Source organism: Billgrantia ethanolica (assembly GCF_021404305.1).
Lineage (GTDB): Bacteria > Pseudomonadota > Gammaproteobacteria > Pseudomonadales > Halomonadaceae > Halomonas > Halomonas ethanolica.
The window spans coordinates 689,859-709,107 of record NZ_JABFTX010000002.1; the positions used below are offsets into that span (position 1 = coordinate 689,859).

A 19,249-nucleotide genomic window follows, 5' to 3' on the forward strand; every position below is an offset into this window, starting at 1 on the left:
GGAGAGCATGGCCAAGCCGACCGATGCCGCATGGATGGCACGAGCGCTGCAACTCGCCCGCCGCGGCCGCTATACCACCCACCCCAACCCGCGGGTGGGCTGCGTGTTGGTCAAGAACAGAAAGATGGTCGGTGAGGGTTGGCACGTGCGTGCCGGAGAACCCCATGCCGAGGTGCACGCGCTGAACATGGCGCAGTCGGCCGCTCGCGGTGCCACCGCCTACGTGACCCTGGAGCCCTGCTCCCATCATGGCCGCACCGGTCCTTGCGCCGTGGCGCTGACCGAGGCCGGCGTCAAGCGGGTGGTGGTGGCCATGCAGGACCCCAATCCGGAAGTGGCGGGACGGGGCATCGCCATGCTGCGCGAGGCGGGCATCGAGGTGACGGTGGGTCTGCTCGAAGCGGAAGCGCAAGCGCTCAATCCCGGCTTCATCTCGCGCATGACTCGTCGGCGCCCCTTCGTGCGTCTGAAAATGGCCATGAGCCTGGATGGCCGTACCGCCATGCAGTCGGGGGAGTCCCAGTGGATCACCGGCCCCCACGCGCGTGCGGAAGTGCAGCGGCTGCGGGCCAGCGCCAGCGCGATCATGACCGGCGTCGACTCGATCATCTTCGACAATTCGCGGCTCACGGTGCGGGCGGCGCAGCTCGGTCTCGACGATGCGGACGCCATTGCCGAACGTCAGCCGCTGCGGGTGGTGGTTGATACCCAACTGCGGATGCCCCAGGCAGCCGCCTGCCTGCGTGAGTCGGGACGCACCCTGGTGGCTACCGTATCGGGATATGACCCCGAGCGTCGCGCGCGGCTCGAGGCGGCCGGTGCCGAAGTGCTGGTGCTGCCGACCGGTGACGACGGTCGCGTCGATCTGGCTGCATTGTTGCGCTACCTGTCCGAGCAGGAGCTGGTCAACGAGCTGCTGCTGGAAACCGGGGCCACGCTCGCCGGCGCCATGCTGGACGCCGGCCTGGTCGATGAGATGCAGCTGTTCGTCGCGCCGACCCTGCTCGGCGGTGAGGCGCGTCCGCTGTTCGCCCTGCCGGGATTGACGCGCATGGCCCAGCAGCGACCGCTGGAGATTCTCGACATGCGTGCGGTGGGCCGCGACTGGCGAATCACCGCGCGACCGAAGCGCAGGCAGGAGTGAGGAGCAACTTCCTGCTTGTGAGCTCTGGGGCAGGGCACAGGGGAGGTTTTTTTCCAGGGATGGAAAAATAGCGTCCAGGGAAGGATTCACAGCGCCTCCCCGACGGTCTCGTCCCGGAGCTGTCCACATGTGGGGGTGCGCCAATGTGCTCACTACTGGCGCCCAGAGCCGCGCCAATGTGCTCACTACTGGCGCCCAGAGCCGCGCCAATGTACTCTGACGCCCATTCAACGTGGTGCGATTTGGCGACATTGCCTTGCTGCAGTGCACTATCGCCCATGAAGTCGTTCGAACATTCGGAGATTCCAGCGTGCAATCTTCCCATACGGGCCTGGCTCCCATCGAAGACCTGATCGAGGACATCCGTCAGGGCAAGATGGTGATCCTCATGGATGATGAGGATCGCGAGAATGAAGGCGATATCATCATGGCCGCGGAGAAGGTCCAGGCCGAGCATATCAACTTCATGGCGCGCCATGCGCGCGGCCTGATCTGCATGCCGATGACCCGCGAGCGCTGCGAGCGGCTCAAGCTGCCGCTGATGGTGAGCGACAACGGCTCCGGTTTCGGCACCAAGTTCACGCTCTCCATCGAGGCCGCGGAAGGCGTCACCACCGGCATCTCCGCCGCCGACCGCGCGCGCACCGTGCAAGTGGCCGCCGCGCGCAATGCCCGTGCCGAGGATATCGTGCAGCCCGGCCACATCTTCCCGCTGATGGCCGAGCCCGGTGGCGTGCTGCGCCGTGCCGGTCATACCGAGGCGGCCTGCGACCTCGCCGCCCTGGCCGGCTGTGACCCCAGCGGCGTGATCTGCGAGATCATGAGTGATGACGGCAGCATGGCGCGGCGCCCGGAACTCGAGCGCTTCGCCGCCGAACACGGCATCAAGATGGGCACCATTGCCGATCTGATCCACTACCGTATACACAACGAACAGACCGTGGAGCCGGTGGAATCCACGCTGGTCGACACGGCGGTGGGCAAGCTGACGCTGCACGTCTTTCACGACCGCATCCAGAACGCCCACCACGTGGCGCTGGTGAAGGGCCATCCGACGCCGGATACCCTGACTACGGTGCGGGTGCACCTGGCCGATACCATGCGTGACCTGCTGGGACTGCAGAAGAGCGAGAACCGCAACTGGACGACCCACAGTGCGCTGGAAGAGATCGCCCGAGTCGAGCATGGCGTGTTCGTGCTGCTCGACGATGGTCGCCCGCACCAGGACTTCCGCGATCAGTTCGACGTCTTCCTGGAGCGCCGTCGCCTGCCGCGCACCAGCGACTCTGATGGTGCCGGTAACTACCTCACCATTGGCACCGGCTCGCAGATTCTGCGCCATCTAGGCGTGGGGCGCATGCGTCTGCTCAGCTCACCGTGGAAGTTCTCGGCGCTCTCCGGCTTCGACCTGGAAGTGGTCGAGCTGATCGCGCCGGGCGAGCGGGAAATCGACGCCGAAGGCTGAACGGCGGGCCAAAGAGCAAAGGGCCGGTGGGGTGTTCGCTTTCACCGGCTCGCTCGGCTTCAGCGGGATTGATACCGTATCCAGCAGGACCATTTTCATCAGGAACTAGCAATGCATACCCTGTCTCAACTGGAAGGCAACTTCGTCGACGTCGATGGTCGCTACGTGATCGTGGTGGGCCGCTTCAACCATCATGTGGTCGACAGCCTCGTCGAGGGCGCCGTGGACAGCCTGGTGCGCCATGGTGTGGACGCCGAGAACATCGATATCGTCCATGTGCCCGGCGCCTGGGAGCTGCCGCTGGCAGTCAAGCGTGCCCTGCAGGTGGCGCGCCCCGACGCGGTGATCGCGCTGGGCGCGGTGATTCGTGGCGGCACGCCCCACTTCGAATACGTGGCGGGTGGCTGCAATGCGGCGCTGGGCAATCTGCAGCTCGAGTTCGAGACCCCCATCGCCAACGGCGTGCTGACGGTCAACTCCATCGAGCAGGCCATCGAACGCTCCGGCACCAAGGCCGGCAACAAGGGTGCCGAAGCGGCCATGGCGGCCATGGAAATGGTCTCTCTGCTGCGCGGCTTCGGCGACAGCGGCGAGAACGGAGACGCTTCATGAGTGGATCGCGCCCGCAACGCCCCCCATCCGCGGGCCAGCAAGCGCGGCGAGCGGCCCGTGAGTTGGCCGTCCAGGGGCTCTATCAGTGGCACATGACCGGCAAGTCGACCACCGCCATCGAAGCCGAGTTCCGCAGTCAGCAGCCCGACGACGATCTCGAGGATCACGAGAACTGGGCCAAGGTGATGCAGATCGCCGATCTGGCCCTGTTCCATGAACTGCTGCACAACGTGGTGCGCTTCCGCGAGGACCTGGATGCCGCCATCACACCGCTGCTCGACCGCCGTCTGGTGGACCTCGATCCCATCGAGCTGGCCATTCTGCGTCTGGGCGCCTACGAGCTGAGCCGTCGGATGGACGTGCCTTATCGCGTGGCGATCAACGAAGGCGTCGAGCTGGCCAAGTCCTTCGGCGCCACCGATGGCCATAAGTACGTCAATGGCATCCTCGACAAGCTGGCCGCCCGGTTGCGTAGCGCCGAGGTCAGGGCCCGTCGCGGCTGAAGGTGCCCCGGTGGCCAGTGAATTCGAACTGATCGCCCGCCATTTCACTCCCGCTGCACCCGGTCCCGATGCCGGCGTGCCGCTGGGTGTGGGTGACGACTGCGCGCTGCTCGCCCCGCGTCCGGGGCGGCAGCTGGCGGTCAGCGTCGATACATCGGTGGCGAACGTGCACTTTCCCGCCGCTGCCCCGGCCGATGCAATCGGCTATCGGGCGCTGGCAGTCAGTCTCAGCGATCTGGCGGCGATGGGGGCGGAGCCGCGTTGGTGTCTCATGGCACTGGCGCTCGAGCACAACGACGAAGCCTGGCTGGCGCAGTTCGCTCGAGGCTTTCATGCGCTATGCGAGGCCAGCAAGACCGCCCTCGTGGGCGGCGACGTGACGCGGGGTCAGCTGTCCATTGGCGTGACGGTGATGGGCGAAGTGGCGGCCGGCGAGGCGTTGACCCGCGCAGGTGCGCGCCCCGGCGACACTCTGGCCGTGACCGGCTCACTCGGCGGTGGGGCAGGGGGGCTGGCACTGTGGCAGCGCGGCGAACGCGACCTCGGCCACCCGCTGCTGGCCCGCTATCTCAAGCCGACACCTCGGCTCGCGGCCGGTATGGCGCTGCGTGGCCTGGCGCATGCCGCCATCGACGTTTCCGACGGCTTGCTGGCCGACCTCGAGCACGTGCTGGCGGCTTCCGGCGTCGGAGCGCGACTCGAGCCCGAGGCGCTGCCCTTGGCGAACGGATTGCGCGAGGCGCTGGGTGAAGAGGCCGCCTATCGCGCCGCGCTGTGTGGCGGCGACGACTACGAGCTGCTGGTCAGCCTGCCCGGCGAGAGACTCGACGAGGCACGCCGACGTCTGGCAGAGCAGGGCCTGGCACTGACCCCGATCGGCACGGTCAGCGCCGAGCCGGGCGTGAAGGGCGTCGACATCGGCGGTGCCCACGGCTGGCAGCACTTCCCTGGAGGCGAGCCATGAACCGCTGTCCACCGAGCGTCTGGCGGCGCCCCGTTCACTTCTTTGCCTTCGGCCTGGGCAGCGGCGGCGTGCCCTGGGCACCCGGCACTTTCGGTACCCTGGCGGCGATTCCCTTCTACTGGCTGCTCTCCGAACTGCCGCTGGGCTGGTACCTGACGCTGGTGGCGGTCGCCTTCGTGGTGGGCGTCTGGCTGTGCGACAAGACCTCGCGGGATCTCGGCGTTCACGACCATTCCGGCATCGTATGGGACGAGTTCGTCGGCTACTGGATCACCATGGCTGCTGTGCCGTTCTCCTGGGAGGCGGCACTATGGGGGTTCGTGCTGTTTCGTATCTTCGACGTCTTCAAACCATGGCCGATCCGCTGGGCCGACAGGCGCGTGGCGGGCGGGTTCGGCATCATGATCGATGACGTTCTTGCCGGTATCTACGCCTGGAGTACCATGCACCTGTGGCTTTGGTTGCACTAGTTTACATCCAGTACACGGTTAATCGGTCTGGCGCAGGTATCACCACAGGGAGGCGAAACTATGCGCAAGGAACGTCTCATCGTCCCGCTGCTGGTCGTGCTGCTGCTCGCCTGGTTGAGCGCGCAGGCGGTTTCGAGCTGGCTGTTCGAGCGTGAGATGGCGCGTACCCTCGCCGATCTCGAGGCGCGAGGGGAGATCGATATCGAACGGGTAGAGGTGGAGCAGGGGTGGTGGTCCTCTTCCGGGCGCATCTACCTGGCGCCGCTGTTCGGTCATCTGTGGCAGCTGGAGCTGACCTATCGCGCCCGCCATGGGGTGCTCAGCACTCACCTGGACGGCGAGGCCATGCTGCGTCATGGCCCCAATGCCGTGCACCTCTTCGGCGATTCCCTGTCCACCTCCCCACCCCTCTGGGAGGCCAGCTACCACTCCCTGACCGGCACCCTGGAAGGCGGGCTGCAGCTGGCTCCGCTGCGCATTACCCAGCAGGAGCGGGAGCTCGTGTTCGGCGGCGGCAGGCTGCGCTTCAGCGGCGAGCAGGGCAACTGGCGGATGCGCGCCCATCTCGACGCCTGGTCATTGAGTGACGGCGCGGCTCGCCTGGAGGTGGGGCCGGCCATTCTCAACAGCCAGTATGCCTATACCGAAGACGCGCACTCCTTCACTCAGGAGGACCGCCTGCAGATCGAATCCCTCACCTGGCATCAGCCCCAGCTCAGGCTCGATGCGAATGGTATCCGTCTATCGAACCGCACCTCGCTGGACGAGCAGGAACTGAGGATGCAACTCGCGCTGGACCTAGGCGAGATCCATGCCGCGGAGCAGGTGCTGTTGACCGGCCAGGTGGACGTTGAGCTCTCGCGCTTCAACGCCGATGCGATACGCAGCAGCATGCTGCGCTTGCGCCAGCTGGCAGCCAGTGGGCACCACGGCATGAAGCAAAAGGCACTGCTGAGCGAGCTCGAGCCCTATCTGCTGGCGGTGCTGCAGGACTCGCCGCGTCTCGATCTGCAGCGCCTGGAGCTGGACAGTCCGATGCTGGGGCTGTCGGCTCGGGTCGACGGCTCGCTGTTCTTCGACGGACGCCGGCTCGAAGAGCTGAGCCTGCTGGGTCTCGACGAGCCCACCGTCAAGGCGCGCTGGAGACGGCGCCTGGATGGCGACTTCACCTGGTACGAGCTGCCTACCGTGGTGGCCCTGTGGCTCGGTTTGCCGCTGGATACGCGAACGCTGGAAGTCGACGTCGGCCGCGGGCAGGTGCGGGTCAACAGCCGTCCGTTGCCCCCGCTCTGGCGCTGACTCACGCTCCCTCGTTGCATGAGCCGACTTGAAGTTCGACGCTGCTGCCCGCATTCCACAGGGCAGTGAACAACCCGGCTTCAACAGCTTCAGGACGAGGTCTTCATGAGCGAACACGATCAGGACGAGCACAGTTGGCAGGCGCGAAGGGAATCCGACGAGACGCTGGGCTCGGACGGTGAGGTGGATGAGGTCGCCAACCACGCCGTGGTGCCGGCGAGCGACTACCTGCCCGAGCGCATCTATCTGCTGCCGATCCACAACCGCCCGTTCTTTCCTGCCCAGGTCCAGCCGCTGGTGATCAACCGCGAGCGCTGGGAGGAGACCATGCGCCGGGTGGGCAACACGCCTCACCACACCCTGGGCGTTGCCTTCGTCGGCGACACTTCGGTCGACGAGCTCGGCCACGATCATTTCCCCGAGATCGGCACCGCCGTCAAGGTGCACAAGATGCACGGCGAGGAGGGGCAGCTGCAGTTCATCGCCCAAGGCCTGCGCCGCTTCCGTATCCAGCGCTGGCTGTCGAAGAAGCCGCCCTATCTGGTCGAGGTCAGCTACCCCCGCGAGCCGGTCAAGGCCGACGAGGACGAGACCCGTGCCTATGCCATGGCGATCATCAACGGCATCAAGGAGCTGCTGCCGATCAACCCGCTCTACGGCGAGGAGCTCAAGCACTATCTCAACCGCTTCAGCCCCCACGAGCCGGGGCCGCTGACCGATTTCGCCGCTGCCATTACCTCGGCCAAGGGGCGTGAGCTGCAGACCGTGCTGGAGACGCTGCCGGTGCAGGCGCGCATGGAGAAGGTGCTGCCTTTGCTGCGCAAGGAGATCGACGTCGCTCAGCTGCAGACCGAGATCAGCGAGCAGGTCAACGCCCAGATGCAGGAGCGTCAGCGCGAGTTCTTCCTGCGCGAGCAGCTCAAGGTGATACAGCGCGAGCTGGGCATCTCCAAGGACGACCGCGAGAACGACGTCGACACCTTCCGCGACCGACTCGAAGGGCTGGTAGTGCCGCCCAAGGTGCTGACCCGGATCGAAGAGGAGCTCGACAAGCTCTCGGTGCTGGAGACCGGCTCACCGGAGTACGGCACCACGCGCAACTACCTCGATTGGCTCACCTCGATGCCGTGGGGCGTGCGCAGCCAGGATCAACTCGATCTGACCCATGCCCGGGCGGTGCTCGACCGCGACCACGATGGCCTCAAGGACGTCAAGGAGCGCATCATCGAGTTTCTCGCCGAGGGCACCTTCAAGGGTGACGTGGGTGGCTCCATCCTGCTGCTGGTCGGCCCGCCCGGGGTAGGCAAGACCTCCGTCGGCCGCTCCATCGCCGAAGCACTGGGCCGGGAGTTCTATCGCTTCTCGGTGGGCGGCATGCGCGACGAGGCCGAGATCAAGGGCCACCGGCGCACCTACATCGGCGCCATGCCCGGTAAGCTGGTGCAGGCGCTCAAGGAGGTCGAGGTCGAGAACCCGGTGATCATGCTCGACGAGATCGACAAGCTGGGCAAGTCGTTCCAAGGCGACCCGGCTTCGGCCCTGCTCGAGGTGCTCGACCCCGAGCAGAACGTCGACTTCCTCGATCACTATCTCGACGTGCGCCTGGATCTATCCAAGGTGCTGTTCGTGTGTACCGCCAACACCCTCGATTCGATCCCGGGGCCGCTGCTCGACCGCATGGAGCAGATCCGCCTCTCGGGCTACATCGCCGAGGAGAAGGTGGCCATCGCCAAGCACCATCTATGGCCCAAACTGCTCGAGCGCGACAAGATCCCGCGCAAGCGTATCAATCTCACCGATGCCGCCCTGCGCCAGGTGATCGAGGGTTATGCCCGCGAGGCCGGCGTGCGGCAGCTCGAGAAGCAGCTGCACAGCATCGTGCGCAAGTCGGCGGTCAAGCTGCTGGAAGGCGATCAGGCCTCGGTACGCATCTCGGTCAAGAACCTCGAGGAGTTCCTCGGCGCTCCGCTGTTCCGTCAGGAGCAGATGCTCAAGGGCGAAGGGGTGGTCACCGGGCTGGCCTGGACCTCGATGGGCGGCGCCACGCTACCTATCGAGGCGGGCAAAGTGCACTCGCTGACCCGCGGCTTCAAGCTCACCGGCAAGCTCGGCGAGGTGATGCAGGAGTCGGCCAACATCGCCTACAGCTACACCCTGGGCCATCTCTCCGAGTATTGCGTCGATGCCGACTTCTTCGATTCGGCCTTCGTGCACCTGCACGTGCCGGAAGGCGCCACGCCCAAGGACGGCCCTTCGGCGGGGGTGACCATGACCACGGCGCTGCTGTCGCTGGCGCGGCATCAGGCCATCGGCCGGCCGCTGGCGATGACCGGCGAGCTGACGCTCACTGGCCAGGTGCTGCCGGTAGGTGGCATACGCGAGAAGATCATCGCCGCGCGGCGCAGCAAGATCTTCGAGGTGATCCTGCCGGAGGCCAACCGTCGCGACTACGATGAACTGCCCGACTTCCTCAAGGAGGGCATGACGGTGCACTTCGCCAAGCGCTACAAGGACGTGGCCAGGGTCGCCTTCGGTATCTGACGGTGGGGCGCCAGCGCAGCCTTACATGGATGCGTTGGCGCCGCCGTCCACTACCAGGGTTTCGCCGTTGACGAAGGTGTTCTCGGCCGAGGCCAGGAAGGCCACGGCCGCGGCCACCTCGTCGGCGGTGGCCACTCGGCCGAGCGGGGTGGCCGCCTGCCATCGCCGGCGTGACTCGGACTCGGCGTCCTGCATGCCGGCGCTCACCGGGCCGGGTGCCACGGCGTTGACCAGGATGCCGTGGGGGCCGAGTTCCACCGCCAGCGCCCGGGCGAGCGCCAGCATGGCGCCCTTGCACATGGCGTAGGTCGAGCGCTCGGTGGTGGTGCGCAAGCCATGGGCCGAGGCGAGGATGACCAGGCGTCCGCCGTTACCCTCCATCATCAGCCTGGCGGCGGCCTGCAGCGCCAGATAGGCGCCGCCGACGTTGACCTGCAGCATCTCCCCGAGCTCTTCCCTCGACACTTCGATGAAGCGCCCGCGGCGAATTACCCCGGCAGCATTGATACAGGCATCGAGACCCGTGCCATGGGCCGCGATACGGGAGAAGGCCGCCTCGATGCTGGCCGGTTCGGTCAGGTCGCAGGCTAGGAAGGCGCATTGCTCCGGCCATCTTTCCCGTAGAGCTCTGGCCCGGGCTTCTGCCCGTTCATGGTCGAGCATAAAGACGAAATCGCCAGCTTCCATCAGCTTCGTGACGACGGCGCTGCCGATGCCGCCGGTGGCGCCCAGTACGGCCGTGATTCGCATGACATGTCCTAGGTATTCTTCGCTGGAAAAAATCGGCATTATAGACGTTTGCACGACATTTCTTTATAACGAATCGACCACTACAACAATACACACGAGCCATCGCGCCGCGATGCTGGACGCCATAAGGGAGAGACCGATGTCAAACCGCAAGCTCGCCTTCACCCGCACCCTGCTGGCCACGGCCACGGCCGTACTGTTGGGTACCACTGCGCTTTCCGCCCAGGCCGAAACCCGGGTCACCTACAAGTCCGCCTCGGCGGGCACCGCTTACTATCAGATGGGGGTCGAACTCTCCGAAGCGATTCGTCGCGGTACCGGGGGCGAAGTCGTACTGACTCTGGAGGAGAGCCAAGGCTCGGTGCAGAACGTCATGGAAGTGATGGCGCGCCAGGGCAACTACGTGTTCACCACGCCGCCCGGTCTGGTCGATCAGGCCATGGCCGGCGAGGGGCCCTTCGCCGAACGTCAGAGCCCGCGCTTCCAGGAGATTCGCGGTCTGTTCCCGATTCCCTCCATTACCATGCACTTCGTGGCGGCAGGCAATGAAGGCGTGATCGGTCTCGAGGACCTGGAAGGCAAGCATGTCCTGATCGGTCGCGGCACCTTCGGCGCGCGCGAGGCGGAGCGCTATCTGGAACTGTTCGACATGCTGGACAAGGTGCGTGTGGCCAACGCCGAGATAGGCAGCGGCCCCGATGCACTGAAGAACGGTCAGATCGATGCCTTCGTCACGGCCAGCTCCTTCCCCACGCCCAATGTGATCGAAACCGCCGCCAGCATGCCGATCAGCCTGGTCAGCCTCACCGACGAACAGATCGAGCAGACCGGCGCAGCGCGCCAGACCATCCCGGCCGGCACCTACTCCGGCGTCGACCAGGATGTGGAAACTACCTCGCTGCCGGTAATCGCCTACACCACTACCGGCATGGACGATGACACTGCCTACACGCTGACCAAGACCTTCTGGGAGCGTCGTGACGCCATGGCGGACGAGACCGCCTGGTGGGGCAGCATCACCCACGACATGATCGGCAACATTGCCGGTACCCTGCATCCCGGGGCCGTGCGCTACTACGACGAAGCCGGCATCGAGATTCCCGACGAACTGCGCTAACCAAGGCTGGCGGCGGGGGCAAGGATGCTCCCGTTGCGGTCGCAAGGCATCCCCATTTTCATGTTATCGACACTCTCTTCTTCAACGCCGGGCAGCGCCGCCGAGGGCGTACCTCGCCTGCACCCCGCCTGGGTGGTGCTCGGTGCCGTCACGGTCTGCTTTCATCTCGGGCTGATCTTCTACGGCCTGACGCCGGCCCTGGTCAGCCGGCCCATCCACCTGGCGCTGGCGCTGCCGTGGATCCTGATCCTGGCCGCCCGCACTCCCTTCGAGCGCTGGAGCGGCTGGCTACTGACCGTACTCGGTATCGCCGCCTGCGGCTACATCGCCTTCAACGAGGAAGCGCTGGCCAATCAGTACGGCTTCATCGACAACAATTTTCAGATGGCGCTGGGGGTCTTCCTGATCGTGCTGACCCTGGAGACCGCGCGTCGGGCGATCGGCTGGCCGCTACCGCTGGTGGCGGTGGCGGCACTGGCCTATGCGGTGTTCGGTGAGCACATCCCCGGCCAGTTCGGCCATCCGGGGCTGCCGATGCAGAGCTTCGTCGGCACGCTGACCATCGCCGAGAGTGGCCTGTGGGGCTCACTCACCGGGGTCAGCGTCGGCGTGGTGGCAATTTTCGTCATCTTCGGTGCGGTGCTCAACGCCGGCGAGGCAGGGCGCGGCTTCATGAACATGGCCAGCGCCTTCGCCGGACGCCTGACCGGCGGCGCGGCCAAGGTCTCGGTGATCTCCTCGGCGCTGATGGGCTCCATCTCCGGCTCCGCCTCGGCCAACGTGGCTTCCACCGGCGCCATCACCATTCCCTCCATGGTGCGCCTGGGCTATCCGCGCACCCTGGCCGGCGGCGTCGAGGCGGTTGCCTCCTCGGGTGGACAGATCATGCCGCCGCTGATGGGGGCGGGCGCCTTCGTCATGGTGGAGCTCACCGGCACGCCCTATACCCAGATCATGGCGGCGGCGCTGCTGCCGGCAATCCTCTACTTTGCTACCGTATGGATGGGCATCAACGCCTACGCCACCCGCCACGACCTGCGCCCCATGGCGGCGGAGGACCGTGCCAGCGGCAAGGAGGTGGCAATCACCTCGCTGTTCTTCGCCGTGCCCTTCGTGCTGCTGCTCGAGCGCATCTTCCTCGGCGGCTACACACCGCAGTACGCCGCTAGCATCGCCATCTTCGCCGGCATGCTACTGCTGTTCTTCGACGTGACGCTCACCTTCTCCCTGCGCGGCTTCGCCTCGCGAATGGCCGAGGCCATGGTCACTGCAGGACGTCAGGTGGCGGTGATCGGCGCCATCATCATCTGCGCTTCGCTGGTGATCGGCGTGCTGTCGCTCACCGGTCTCGGGGTCAAGATCACCTCGGGCATCCTGTCGCTGTCCAACGAGATGCTGTGGCCGGCGCTGCTGCTCACGGCACTGGCCTGCCTGGTGCTGGGCATGGAGGTGCCGACCACGGCGGCCTATGTGATCTGCGTCTCGGTGGCGGGGCCCGCACTCACGGCGTTGGGCCTCGAGCCGCTGCTGGCCCACCTGTTTGTGTTCTGGTTCGCACTGCTCTCGACCATCACGCCGCCGGTCTGCGGCGGGGTGTTCATCGCCGCCGGCATGGTCGGGGAGAACTGGCTCAAGGTGGCGCTGAAGGCCATGGCGCTGGGCATCGGGCTCTACATTATCCCGCTGGCCATGGTTGCCAATCCCGACGTGATACGCCTGGCCTTCGACCCGCTGTGGGCAATCTTCGATGCGCTGAAGATCGCCCTGGGTCTGATGGCGATTTCCTACGGCGTGATCGCACGGCGCGCGGCCTGGCTGCGGGTGCTGCTGGTCATTGTCGGGGCATTGGTGATCTTCGCCTTTTGAGATGGGTTCCTGGAGGAAAACAAGATGATCGTTGCCACGCTGGGGCCCGAGGGGAACAACCATGTGCTGGTGCTGGGCCGCTACCTCGAGGCTCGCGGCCTGGCCGAGGCCGAGGCCGAGATGAAGTTCTACGACGATTTCCCGACGGCCTTCGCGGCGCTGGTGGCGGGCGAGGTGGACCGGGTACTGCAGTGCACGGCCCACTTCAGCCATGCCGACTGTGTGGGGCGATACATGCACCGTGTCTTTCCGGTGGATGTCTTCGTTGCCGGCAGCCACCCGCTGGTGCTGCTGGCGCAACGCGACATCGCCACGCCGCGTCAGGTGGCGCGTCAGCCGGCCACCCGTTACTACACCGACCTATCGGGTTTCGCCGAAGAGATCGACGCACCCACCACCGTGGCGGTGGCCGAGGGGCTGCTCGAAGGACGCTACGAGGCGGGCATCTGCGCCCGCCAGACCCTGGAAGCCCACCCGGACAAGCTGCGCCTGGTCGAGGAGCTGGGCCCGGCGCTGGACGTCTGGGTGCTGTATGGCACCGAGCCGCTTTCAGACGCTCATCCCCTCGTGGTCTAGCCGCCTCGGCTCGTGCATGACAGAATCAGGGCAGGCTCGATACCTAGACCGTCGCCCATGGGTGGCAAAGACGGCGTGAACCATATAGCGCAATGCGCACGAAGAGGACACCATGCCCGAATATCGCTCCCGTACCACCACCGCCGGCCGCAACATGGCCGGTGCCCGCGCCCTGTGGCGCGCCACCGGCATGAAGGACGAGGACTTCCACAAGCCGATCATCGCCGTGGCCAACTCCTTTACCCAGTTCGTGCCCGGGCACGTGCACCTCAAGGACATGGGCCAGCTGGTGGCGCGGGAGATCGAGAAGGCCGGTGGAGTGGCCAAGGAGTTCAACACCATCGCCGTGGACGACGGCATCGCCATGGGCCACGATGGCATGCTCTATTCGCTGCCGAGCCGTGACATCATCGCCGACAGCGTCGAGTACATGGTCAACGCCCACTGCGCCGACGCCCTGGTGTGCATCTCCAACTGCGACAAGATCACTCCTGGCATGCTGATGGCCGCCATGCGCCTCAACATTCCGGTGATCTTCGTCTCCGGCGGCCCCATGGAGGCCGGCAAGACCAAGCTGCTCGACCACGGCCTCGACCTGGTCGACGCCATGGTCATGGCCGCCGACGACTCGGTGGACGACGAGACCCTGGCCGAGGTGGAGCGCAGCGCCTGTCCCACCTGCGGCAGCTGCTCCGGCATGTTCACCGCCAACTCGATGAACTGTCTGACCGAGGCGCTGGGCCTGGCGCTGCCGGGCAACGGCACGGTGTTGGCCACCCATGCCGACCGCCGCCGTCTGTTCGAGACCGCCGGTCACCGCATCGTCGAGCTGGCCAAGCGCTACTACGAGGGCGACGAGGCGCACCTGCTGCCCCGCGCCATCGGTTCCAAGGCGGCTTTCAAGAACGCCATGACCCTGGACATCGCCATGGGCGGTTCCACCAACACCATCCTGCACCTGCTAGCTGCTGCCCAAGAAGCAGAGATCGACTTCGGCATGGCCGACATCGACCGGCTGTCGCGTGAGGTGCCGCAGCTGTGCAAGGTGGCGCCCAACACCCAGAAGTATCACATCGAGGACGTGCACCGCGCCGGCGGCATCATGGCGATCCTCGGCGAGTTGGATCGTGCCGGGGTGCTCGATACCCGCGTACCCACCGTCTACGGCGACAGCCTCAAGCAGGCGCTGGACGAGTGGGACATCATGCGTAATCCGTCACCCGAGGTGGTGGAGTTCTTCAAGGCCGGCCCCGGCGGCGTGCCGACCCAGGTGGCCTTCTCCCAGAGCGCGCGTTGGCCGACCCTCGACGGTGACCGTGCCAACGGCTGTATTCGCGACCTCGAGCATGCCTTCTCCCGGGAGGGCGGTCTTGCGGTGCTCTCTGGCAACATCGCCGTGGACGGCTGCGTGGTGAAGACCGCCGGCGTCGACGACTCCATCCTGGTGTTCGAAGGGCCGGCCCACGTGGTCGAGTCCCAGGACCAGGCCGTGGAGCACATCCTGGCCGGCAAGGTGAAGGAAGGCGAGGTCGTCGTCATTCGCTACGAGGGGCCGAAGGGCGGTCCGGGCATGCAGGAGATGCTCTATCCCACCTCGTATCTCAAGTCGAAGGGGCTGGGCAAGGCCTGTGCGCTGCTTACCGACGGTCGCTTCTCCGGCGGTACCTCGGGGCTCTCCATCGGTCACGTCTCGCCTGAGGCGGCCGCCGGCGGCGCCATCGGCCTGGTCCGCAGTGGCGACATCATCCGCATCGACATTCCCAACCGTCGTATCGATGTGCTGCTCTCCGACAGCGAGCTGGCGGCGCGGCGCGAGGCGGAAGAGGCGCGCGGTAGTCAGGCCTGGAAGCCCAGCATTCAGCGCGTGCGTAAGGTCTCGGCCGCGCTCAAGGCCTATGCGCTGCTGGCCACTTCCGCCGACAAGGGTGCGGTGCGCGACCTCAGCAAGCTCGACTGACGTACGCGACGAACCGGGCCCAGGCCCGGTTCGTCGGCTTTGGGCTCTCCCTCAGCAAGAAGGAACGACGAGATGCGCAAGCAGACCTTCGGTGTCGGCCTGATCGGCTTCGGCACCGCCGGCCGCTTCTTTCATGCCCCGCTGATCCAGGCCACGCCGGGCCTCGAGCTGATGGCCGTGGTCAGCAGTGCGCCCGAGCGAGTGCATGCCGTACTCCCTGACGTCGAAGTGCTGCCCAAGGCGGCGGCGTTGCTGAGCCGACCGGACATCGACCTGGTGGTGATTGCCAGCCCCAACGAGACCCACTTCGCCCTGGGCAAGTCGGCGCTTGCAGCCGGCAAACATGTAGTGATGGACAAGCCGTTCACGGTGTCGCTCTCCGAGGCGCGACTGCTCAAGGCCGAGGCCGATAAAATCGAGCGGCTGGTCAGCGTGTTTCACAATCGCCGCTGGGACAGTGACTTCCGTACGCTGCAGGCGCTGGTGAAGGAGGGGGACCTCGGCCGGCCGGTATCGCTGGAGCTGCGCTTCGATCGCTTTCGCCCGCAGGTCGCCGAGCGCTGGCGCGAGCAGCACAAACCCGGCAGCGGTATCTGGTACGACCTCGGCTCGCACCTGCTCGATCAGGTTCGCACGCTGTTCGGTATGCCGCGGGCGATACTGCTCGATCTGATGGCAGCCCGAGACGGCGCCGAGGTGGACGACGACTTTCACGCCCTGCTCGATTACGACGGGCTACGGGTCACCCTGCGCGCGAGTTCGCTGGTGGCGGAGCCGACCCCTCAGCTGGCGCTGCATGGCACCCGCGGCAGCTTCGTCAAGTATGGCCGCGACCCGCAGGAGAACTGGCTGCGCGAGGGGCGCACACCGACGCCGGCGTGGGGCGTGGACCCCCGCCCGGGCCAGCTCACGCTGGTCGACGCAAGCGGCGAGGGGGGCATGGTGCGTCGTGAGCACAGCGGCCTCCCGGGGGATTATCTGGCTTACTACACCGGCATCGTCGACGCGCTCGACGGCGGTGCGAGGCCGCCGGTCAGCGTGGAAGAGGGGATCGAGGTCATGACTCTGCTGGAGGCAGGGCTCGACAGCTACCGTCAGAGTCGCTGGATACGCTTCAAGGAGAACGGCGCCACGCTACCTCACCTGCATCGCCACGGCTGAGTGCGCCGCTGAGCAGCGCCGCCACCGGCCCATTCGCCAGCAGGCGCTACCAGCCCAGGCGCGGCTCGTCATAGCGGCGCTGGCGCAAAGTGTCCCGGGCGATGTACAGCGCGGCGATGGCCCTGGCTTCGTGGAAGTCGTCGCGCAGCAGCAGGGCCGGTAGCTCCTCCAGTGCGTGGGTTTCGACCACCAGCGGCTCCGGCTCGTCGCCCGGCAGGCGTTTGGGGTAGAGCTCGGTCGCCAGCAACACCTGCATGCGGTGACGCATGTAGTTGGGGGCCAGCGACAGTTCCACCAGCGGCTCGATGCGTCGGGCACCGAAGCCGCACTCTTCCATCAGTTCGCGATTGGCGGCAGTAATGATGTCCTCGCCCGGGTCGACCAGTCCCTTGGGCAGCGTCAGCACGTAGTCCTCGAAGCCGGCGGCATACTCGCGAATCAGCAGCACGTGCTCGGGGTCGGGCATGGCGATGATCATCACCGCGCCCTGATCGCTGCCGGTCAGGCGCTCGAAGGTGCGCTCGGCACCGTTGGCGAAACGCAGCTCCAGCGACTCGATGTGGAACAGGCGGCTGCGTGCCACCGACTGGCGGGAGAGTACCTGGGGCTTGTGCAGGGGCAGCTTGTCTGACATGAAGACTCCGTTTCGTGCGGGTGACCGTCGGCATGGCGTCCTGACGGGAATGCGCCGCCATTGTCCTTTGGGTACAATACCACGCCTTCCACCGCTCAGATGCTACCGGGAGTCGCCATGATCGACTGGCGCGCAATCGATACCGTTCTGCTGGACATGGACGGCACACTGCTCGACCTTCACTTCGACAGCCACTTCTGGCTGGAGCATCTTCCCCGTCGCTACGTCGAGCTGCATCGCCTCGATGAGGCCACGCAGGAGCAGCTGCGCTCGCGGATCATTCGCGAGAAGGGCACCCTGAACTGGTACAGCCTGGCCTACTGGAGCCGGGAGCTGGGCGTGGACATCGTCGCGCTCAAGCGCGAGATACAGCACCTTATCGGCCTGCGCGGCGACGCACTGGACTTCCTCAAGTGGCTCAAGCAGGCGCACCCCAGGGTGGTGCTGGCCACCAATGCCGATCGCGAGAGCCTCGAGCTCAAGCTGCCTCTCACCGGCCTCGAAGAGTACCTGGACGCCATCGTCTCTTCGGCGGATCTCGGCGTGCCCAAGGAGGCCCAGGAGTTCTGGTTCGCGCTACAGGACGTCGAGCCCTTCGACCCGGCCCGCACGCTGTTCATCGACGACAACCCCGAGGTGCTCGAGAGCGCCCGTGAGTTCGGCATCCGCCATCTCCTGGGTATCAAGCAGCCCGACAGCACGCAGCCGGAAAAGGAACTCAAAGAGTTCATCGCCCTGGACCGCTTCGCCACGATCCTGCCCGAAGCGCTACCCTCCAAAGTACATAGCGACAAGGTACGTGGCGACAAGGTACGTGGCGGCAAGGTACGTGGCGACATGGGCAAGCCTGACGAGACAGGAGGCGTCGGTGGATAACGTAAGACTCGACAAGTGGCTGTGGGCCGCCCGCTTCTTCAAGACCCGGGCCCTGGCCAAGAAGGCCATCGAGGGTGGCAAGGTGCAATACAATGGCGGCCGCGCCAAGACCAGCAAGAACGTGGAGGTGGGGGCGCTGATTCGCGTACCCCAGGGCTGGGACGTCTGGGAGGTGGAAGTCCTGGCGCTCTCCGACCAGCGCCGCGGCGCCCCCGAGGCCCGCGAGCTCTACCGCGAGACCGACGAGAGCGTCGAGCGCCGGGCGCGCGAAGCCGAAGGTCGGCGTCTGACCAATCAGGCCATGCAGCATCCGCTCAAACGACCCGACAAGAAACAGCGTCGGGACATCCAGCGCTTCCAGCGCCAGCATGACGAATGACTTTTCCGGAAACGACGATGACCGACCAGATCCAGCGCTTTCTTTTCGAACGCACCAACGTCCGTGGCGAGATCGTCACGCTGGAGCGGGCCTACGGCGAAGTGCTCGAGCGGCACGGCTATCCGCCTGCCGTCAACCGCCTGCTGGGGGAGCTGCTGGCGGCAGTGGCGCTGCTCACCGACACCGTCAAGCTCGACGGTATTCTCAGCATCGAGGTGCGCGGGCAGGGGGCGCTTTCGTTGTTGATGGCGGAGTCCAACCCCGGCGGCGAGCTGCGTGCCATTGCCCGGCTGGCCGAAGACGCCAGCCTGCCGGAGGGGGATGCGGCCTTCCGCGAGCTGGTGGGTGAAGGTCATATCGTCATCACCCTCGACCCCCGTGAGGGCAATCGCTACCAGGGCATCGTGGCGCTCGACCACGACAGCCTGGCCGATTGTCTCGAGGCCTATTTCTCGCAGTCCGAGCAACTGCCCACCCAACTGTGGCTGCGCGCCGACGGCCAGCGGGCCGCCGGGCTGCTGCTGCAGCGCCTGCCGGACGAGTCGCAGAACCAGGATGAGGACGCCTGGGAGCGCACCGTGCAACTGGCCAAGACCCTCAAGACCGACGAACTACTGGGCCTCGAACAGCACGACCTACTGCACCGGCTCTACCACGAAGAGACGGTGAGGGTGTTCGAGCCCAAGGCGCTGCGTTTCGGCTGCACCTGCTCGCGGGAACGTATCGCGGAAGCGCTGCTGACCCTGGGAGGCGACGAGTTGCGCAACGTGCTGGCCGAGCAGGGCGAGATCGAGACCCAGTGCCACTTCTGTCATACCCACTATCGCTTCGGCGAGAGCGAAGTCGAAGCGTTGCTGCGCGATCAGGGCGGCGCTCCCCCCACCTTGCATTGAACAGGCGCCAGGCAGTCACGAACGAGACGTCGAACGGCGTCT

At 66.0% G+C, this 19,249-nt stretch carries 18 protein-coding genes; 16 read left to right on the forward strand and 2 right to left on the reverse strand.

What is annotated here, in order from left to right; all coding sequences use genetic code 11:
• Window positions 1-7 precede the first annotated feature (7 nt).
• The 8 genes from ribD to lon all read left to right on the forward strand — a co-directional run bounded on the left by ribD (window position 8) and on the right by lon (window position 8,998).
• Window positions 8-1,144: a bifunctional diaminohydroxyphosphoribosylaminopyrimidine deaminase/5-amino-6-(5-phosphoribosylamino)uracil reductase RibD gene (gene ribD, locus HOP53_RS11965; RefSeq protein WP_234270248.1), complete on the forward strand. Its 1,137-nt coding sequence runs from the start codon at window positions 8-10 to the stop codon at window positions 1,142-1,144.
• 310 nt (window positions 1,145-1,454) lie between these two features.
• Window positions 1,455-2,609, forward strand: a complete 1,155-nt coding sequence (gene ribBA / locus HOP53_RS11970) for a bifunctional 3,4-dihydroxy-2-butanone-4-phosphate synthase/GTP cyclohydrolase II (RefSeq protein ID WP_234270249.1) — start codon at window positions 1,455-1,457, stop codon at window positions 2,607-2,609.
• A 111-nt stretch (window positions 2,610-2,720) separates the two neighbouring features.
• The gene (gene ribH / locus HOP53_RS11975) at window positions 2,721-3,221 is read left to right on the forward strand and encodes a 6,7-dimethyl-8-ribityllumazine synthase (protein WP_234270250.1); all 501 of its coding nucleotides are present in this window, start codon (window positions 2,721-2,723) and stop codon (window positions 3,219-3,221) included.
• Window positions 3,218-3,724: a transcription antitermination factor NusB gene (gene nusB / locus HOP53_RS11980; protein WP_234270251.1), complete on the forward strand. Its 507-nt coding sequence runs from the start codon at window positions 3,218-3,220 to the stop codon at window positions 3,722-3,724. The genes ribH and nusB overlap by 4 nt, the downstream gene beginning before the upstream one ends.
• Window positions 3,725-3,734: 10 nt before the next feature.
• Complete coding sequence (gene thiL, locus HOP53_RS11985) at window positions 3,735-4,688, forward strand: thiamine-phosphate kinase (protein ID WP_234270252.1); 954 nt, start codon at window positions 3,735-3,737, stop codon at window positions 4,686-4,688.
• Window positions 4,685-5,158: a phosphatidylglycerophosphatase A family protein gene (locus tag HOP53_RS11990; protein WP_010627176.1), complete on the forward strand. Its 474-nt coding sequence runs from the start codon at window positions 4,685-4,687 to the stop codon at window positions 5,156-5,158. Before thiL ends, HOP53_RS11990 begins: the two co-directional genes overlap by 4 nt.
• 60 nt (window positions 5,159-5,218) lie before the next feature.
• Window positions 5,219-6,457 carry a DUF945 family protein gene (locus HOP53_RS11995; RefSeq protein ID WP_234270253.1) on the forward strand — a complete coding sequence of 413 codons (1,239 nt, stop codon included), beginning with the start codon at window positions 5,219-5,221 and terminating at the stop codon, window positions 6,455-6,457.
• Window positions 6,458-6,562: 105 nt separating this feature from the next.
• Entirely contained in the window at window positions 6,563-8,998 is a 2,436-nt protein-coding gene (lon, locus tag HOP53_RS12000; RefSeq protein ID WP_234270254.1) for an endopeptidase La, read from the forward strand.
• 21 nt (window positions 8,999-9,019) lie between these two features.
• On the opposite strand, the gene HOP53_RS12005 is transcribed toward lon, so the two are convergent.
• Window positions 9,020-9,748: an SDR family NAD(P)-dependent oxidoreductase gene (locus HOP53_RS12005; protein ID WP_234270255.1), complete on the reverse strand. Its 729-nt coding sequence runs from the start codon at window positions 9,746-9,748 to the stop codon at window positions 9,020-9,022.
• A 139-nt stretch (window positions 9,749-9,887) separates the two neighbouring features.
• Between HOP53_RS12005 and HOP53_RS12010 the strand changes: the two genes are divergently transcribed.
• The 5 genes from HOP53_RS12010 (at window position 9,888) to HOP53_RS12030 (ending at window position 16,425) form a co-directional block, all read left to right on the forward strand.
• Window positions 9,888-10,865, forward strand: a complete 978-nt coding sequence (locus HOP53_RS12010) for a TAXI family TRAP transporter solute-binding subunit (RefSeq protein ID WP_234270256.1) — start codon at window positions 9,888-9,890, stop codon at window positions 10,863-10,865.
• Window positions 10,866-10,925: 60 nt separating this feature from the next.
• The gene (locus HOP53_RS12015) at window positions 10,926-12,731 is read left to right on the forward strand and encodes a TRAP transporter permease (protein ID WP_234270257.1); all 1,806 of its coding nucleotides are present in this window, start codon (window positions 10,926-10,928) and stop codon (window positions 12,729-12,731) included.
• Window positions 12,732-12,755: 24 nt separating this feature from the next.
• Complete coding sequence (locus HOP53_RS12020; RefSeq protein ID WP_234270258.1) at window positions 12,756-13,307, forward strand: hypothetical protein; 552 nt, start codon at window positions 12,756-12,758, stop codon at window positions 13,305-13,307.
• A 112-nt stretch (window positions 13,308-13,419) separates the two neighbouring features.
• Window positions 13,420-15,264, forward strand: coding sequence for a dihydroxy-acid dehydratase (ilvD, locus tag HOP53_RS12025; RefSeq protein ID WP_234270259.1), 1,845 nt, complete (start codon window positions 13,420-13,422; stop codon window positions 15,262-15,264).
• 72 nt (window positions 15,265-15,336) lie between these two features.
• Window positions 15,337-16,425: an oxidoreductase gene (locus tag HOP53_RS12030; RefSeq protein WP_234270260.1), complete on the forward strand. Its 1,089-nt coding sequence runs from the start codon at window positions 15,337-15,339 to the stop codon at window positions 16,423-16,425.
• Between the two features lie 46 nt (window positions 16,426-16,471).
• Here HOP53_RS12030 and nudE read toward each other — a convergent pair whose 3' ends face one another.
• The gene (nudE, locus tag HOP53_RS12035; protein ID WP_234270261.1) at window positions 16,472-17,059 is read right to left on the reverse strand and encodes an ADP compounds hydrolase NudE; all 588 of its coding nucleotides are present in this window, start codon (window positions 17,057-17,059) and stop codon (window positions 16,472-16,474) included.
• Window positions 17,060-17,176: 117 nt separating this feature from the next.
• On the opposite strand from nudE, the gene yrfG reads away from it, so the two are divergent.
• The 3 genes from yrfG to hslO are packed head-to-tail and all read left to right on the forward strand — an operon-like array spanning window position 17,177 to window position 19,207.
• The gene (gene yrfG / locus HOP53_RS12040) at window positions 17,177-17,935 is read left to right on the forward strand and encodes a GMP/IMP nucleotidase (protein WP_234270262.1); all 759 of its coding nucleotides are present in this window, start codon (window positions 17,177-17,179) and stop codon (window positions 17,933-17,935) included.
• Window positions 17,928-18,314: a ribosome-associated heat shock protein Hsp15 gene (gene hslR, locus HOP53_RS12045; protein ID WP_234270263.1), complete on the forward strand. Its 387-nt coding sequence runs from the start codon at window positions 17,928-17,930 to the stop codon at window positions 18,312-18,314. Before yrfG ends, hslR begins: the two co-directional genes overlap by 8 nt.
• 17 nt (window positions 18,315-18,331) lie before the next feature.
• Entirely contained in the window at window positions 18,332-19,207 is an 876-nt protein-coding gene (gene hslO, locus HOP53_RS12050; RefSeq protein WP_234270264.1) for an Hsp33 family molecular chaperone HslO, read from the forward strand.
• Window positions 19,208-19,249: the final 42 nt, after the last annotated feature.

Coding starts and splice junctions, on each gene's coding strand:
- ribD (WP_234270248.1), top strand. CDS start 8: ATGGCCAAGCCGACCGATGCCGCATGGATGGCACGAGCGCTGCAACTC.
- ribH (WP_234270250.1), top strand. CDS start 2,721: ATGCATACCCTGTCTCAACTGGAAGGCAACTTCGTCGACGTCGATGGT.
- nusB (WP_234270251.1), top strand. CDS start 3,218: ATGAGTGGATCGCGCCCGCAACGCCCCCCATCCGCGGGCCAGCAAGCG.
- HOP53_RS11990 (WP_010627176.1), top strand. CDS start 4,685: ATGAACCGCTGTCCACCGAGCGTCTGGCGGCGCCCCGTTCACTTCTTT.
- HOP53_RS11995 (WP_234270253.1), top strand. CDS start 5,219: ATGCGCAAGGAACGTCTCATCGTCCCGCTGCTGGTCGTGCTGCTGCTC.
- lon (WP_234270254.1), top strand. CDS start 6,563: ATGAGCGAACACGATCAGGACGAGCACAGTTGGCAGGCGCGAAGGGAA.
- HOP53_RS12005 (WP_234270255.1), bottom strand. CDS start 9,748: ATGCGAATCACGGCCGTACTGGGCGCCACCGGCGGCATCGGCAGCGCC.
- HOP53_RS12010 (WP_234270256.1), top strand. CDS start 9,888: ATGTCAAACCGCAAGCTCGCCTTCACCCGCACCCTGCTGGCCACGGCC.
- HOP53_RS12015 (WP_234270257.1), top strand. CDS start 10,926: ATGTTATCGACACTCTCTTCTTCAACGCCGGGCAGCGCCGCCGAGGGC.
- HOP53_RS12020 (WP_234270258.1), top strand. CDS start 12,756: ATGATCGTTGCCACGCTGGGGCCCGAGGGGAACAACCATGTGCTGGTG.
- ilvD (WP_234270259.1), top strand. CDS start 13,420: ATGCCCGAATATCGCTCCCGTACCACCACCGCCGGCCGCAACATGGCC.
- HOP53_RS12030 (WP_234270260.1), top strand. CDS start 15,337: ATGCGCAAGCAGACCTTCGGTGTCGGCCTGATCGGCTTCGGCACCGCC.
- nudE (WP_234270261.1), bottom strand. CDS start 17,059: ATGTCAGACAAGCTGCCCCTGCACAAGCCCCAGGTACTCTCCCGCCAG.
- yrfG (WP_234270262.1), top strand. CDS start 17,177: ATGATCGACTGGCGCGCAATCGATACCGTTCTGCTGGACATGGACGGC.
- hslO (WP_234270264.1), top strand. CDS start 18,332: ATGACCGACCAGATCCAGCGCTTTCTTTTCGAACGCACCAACGTCCGT.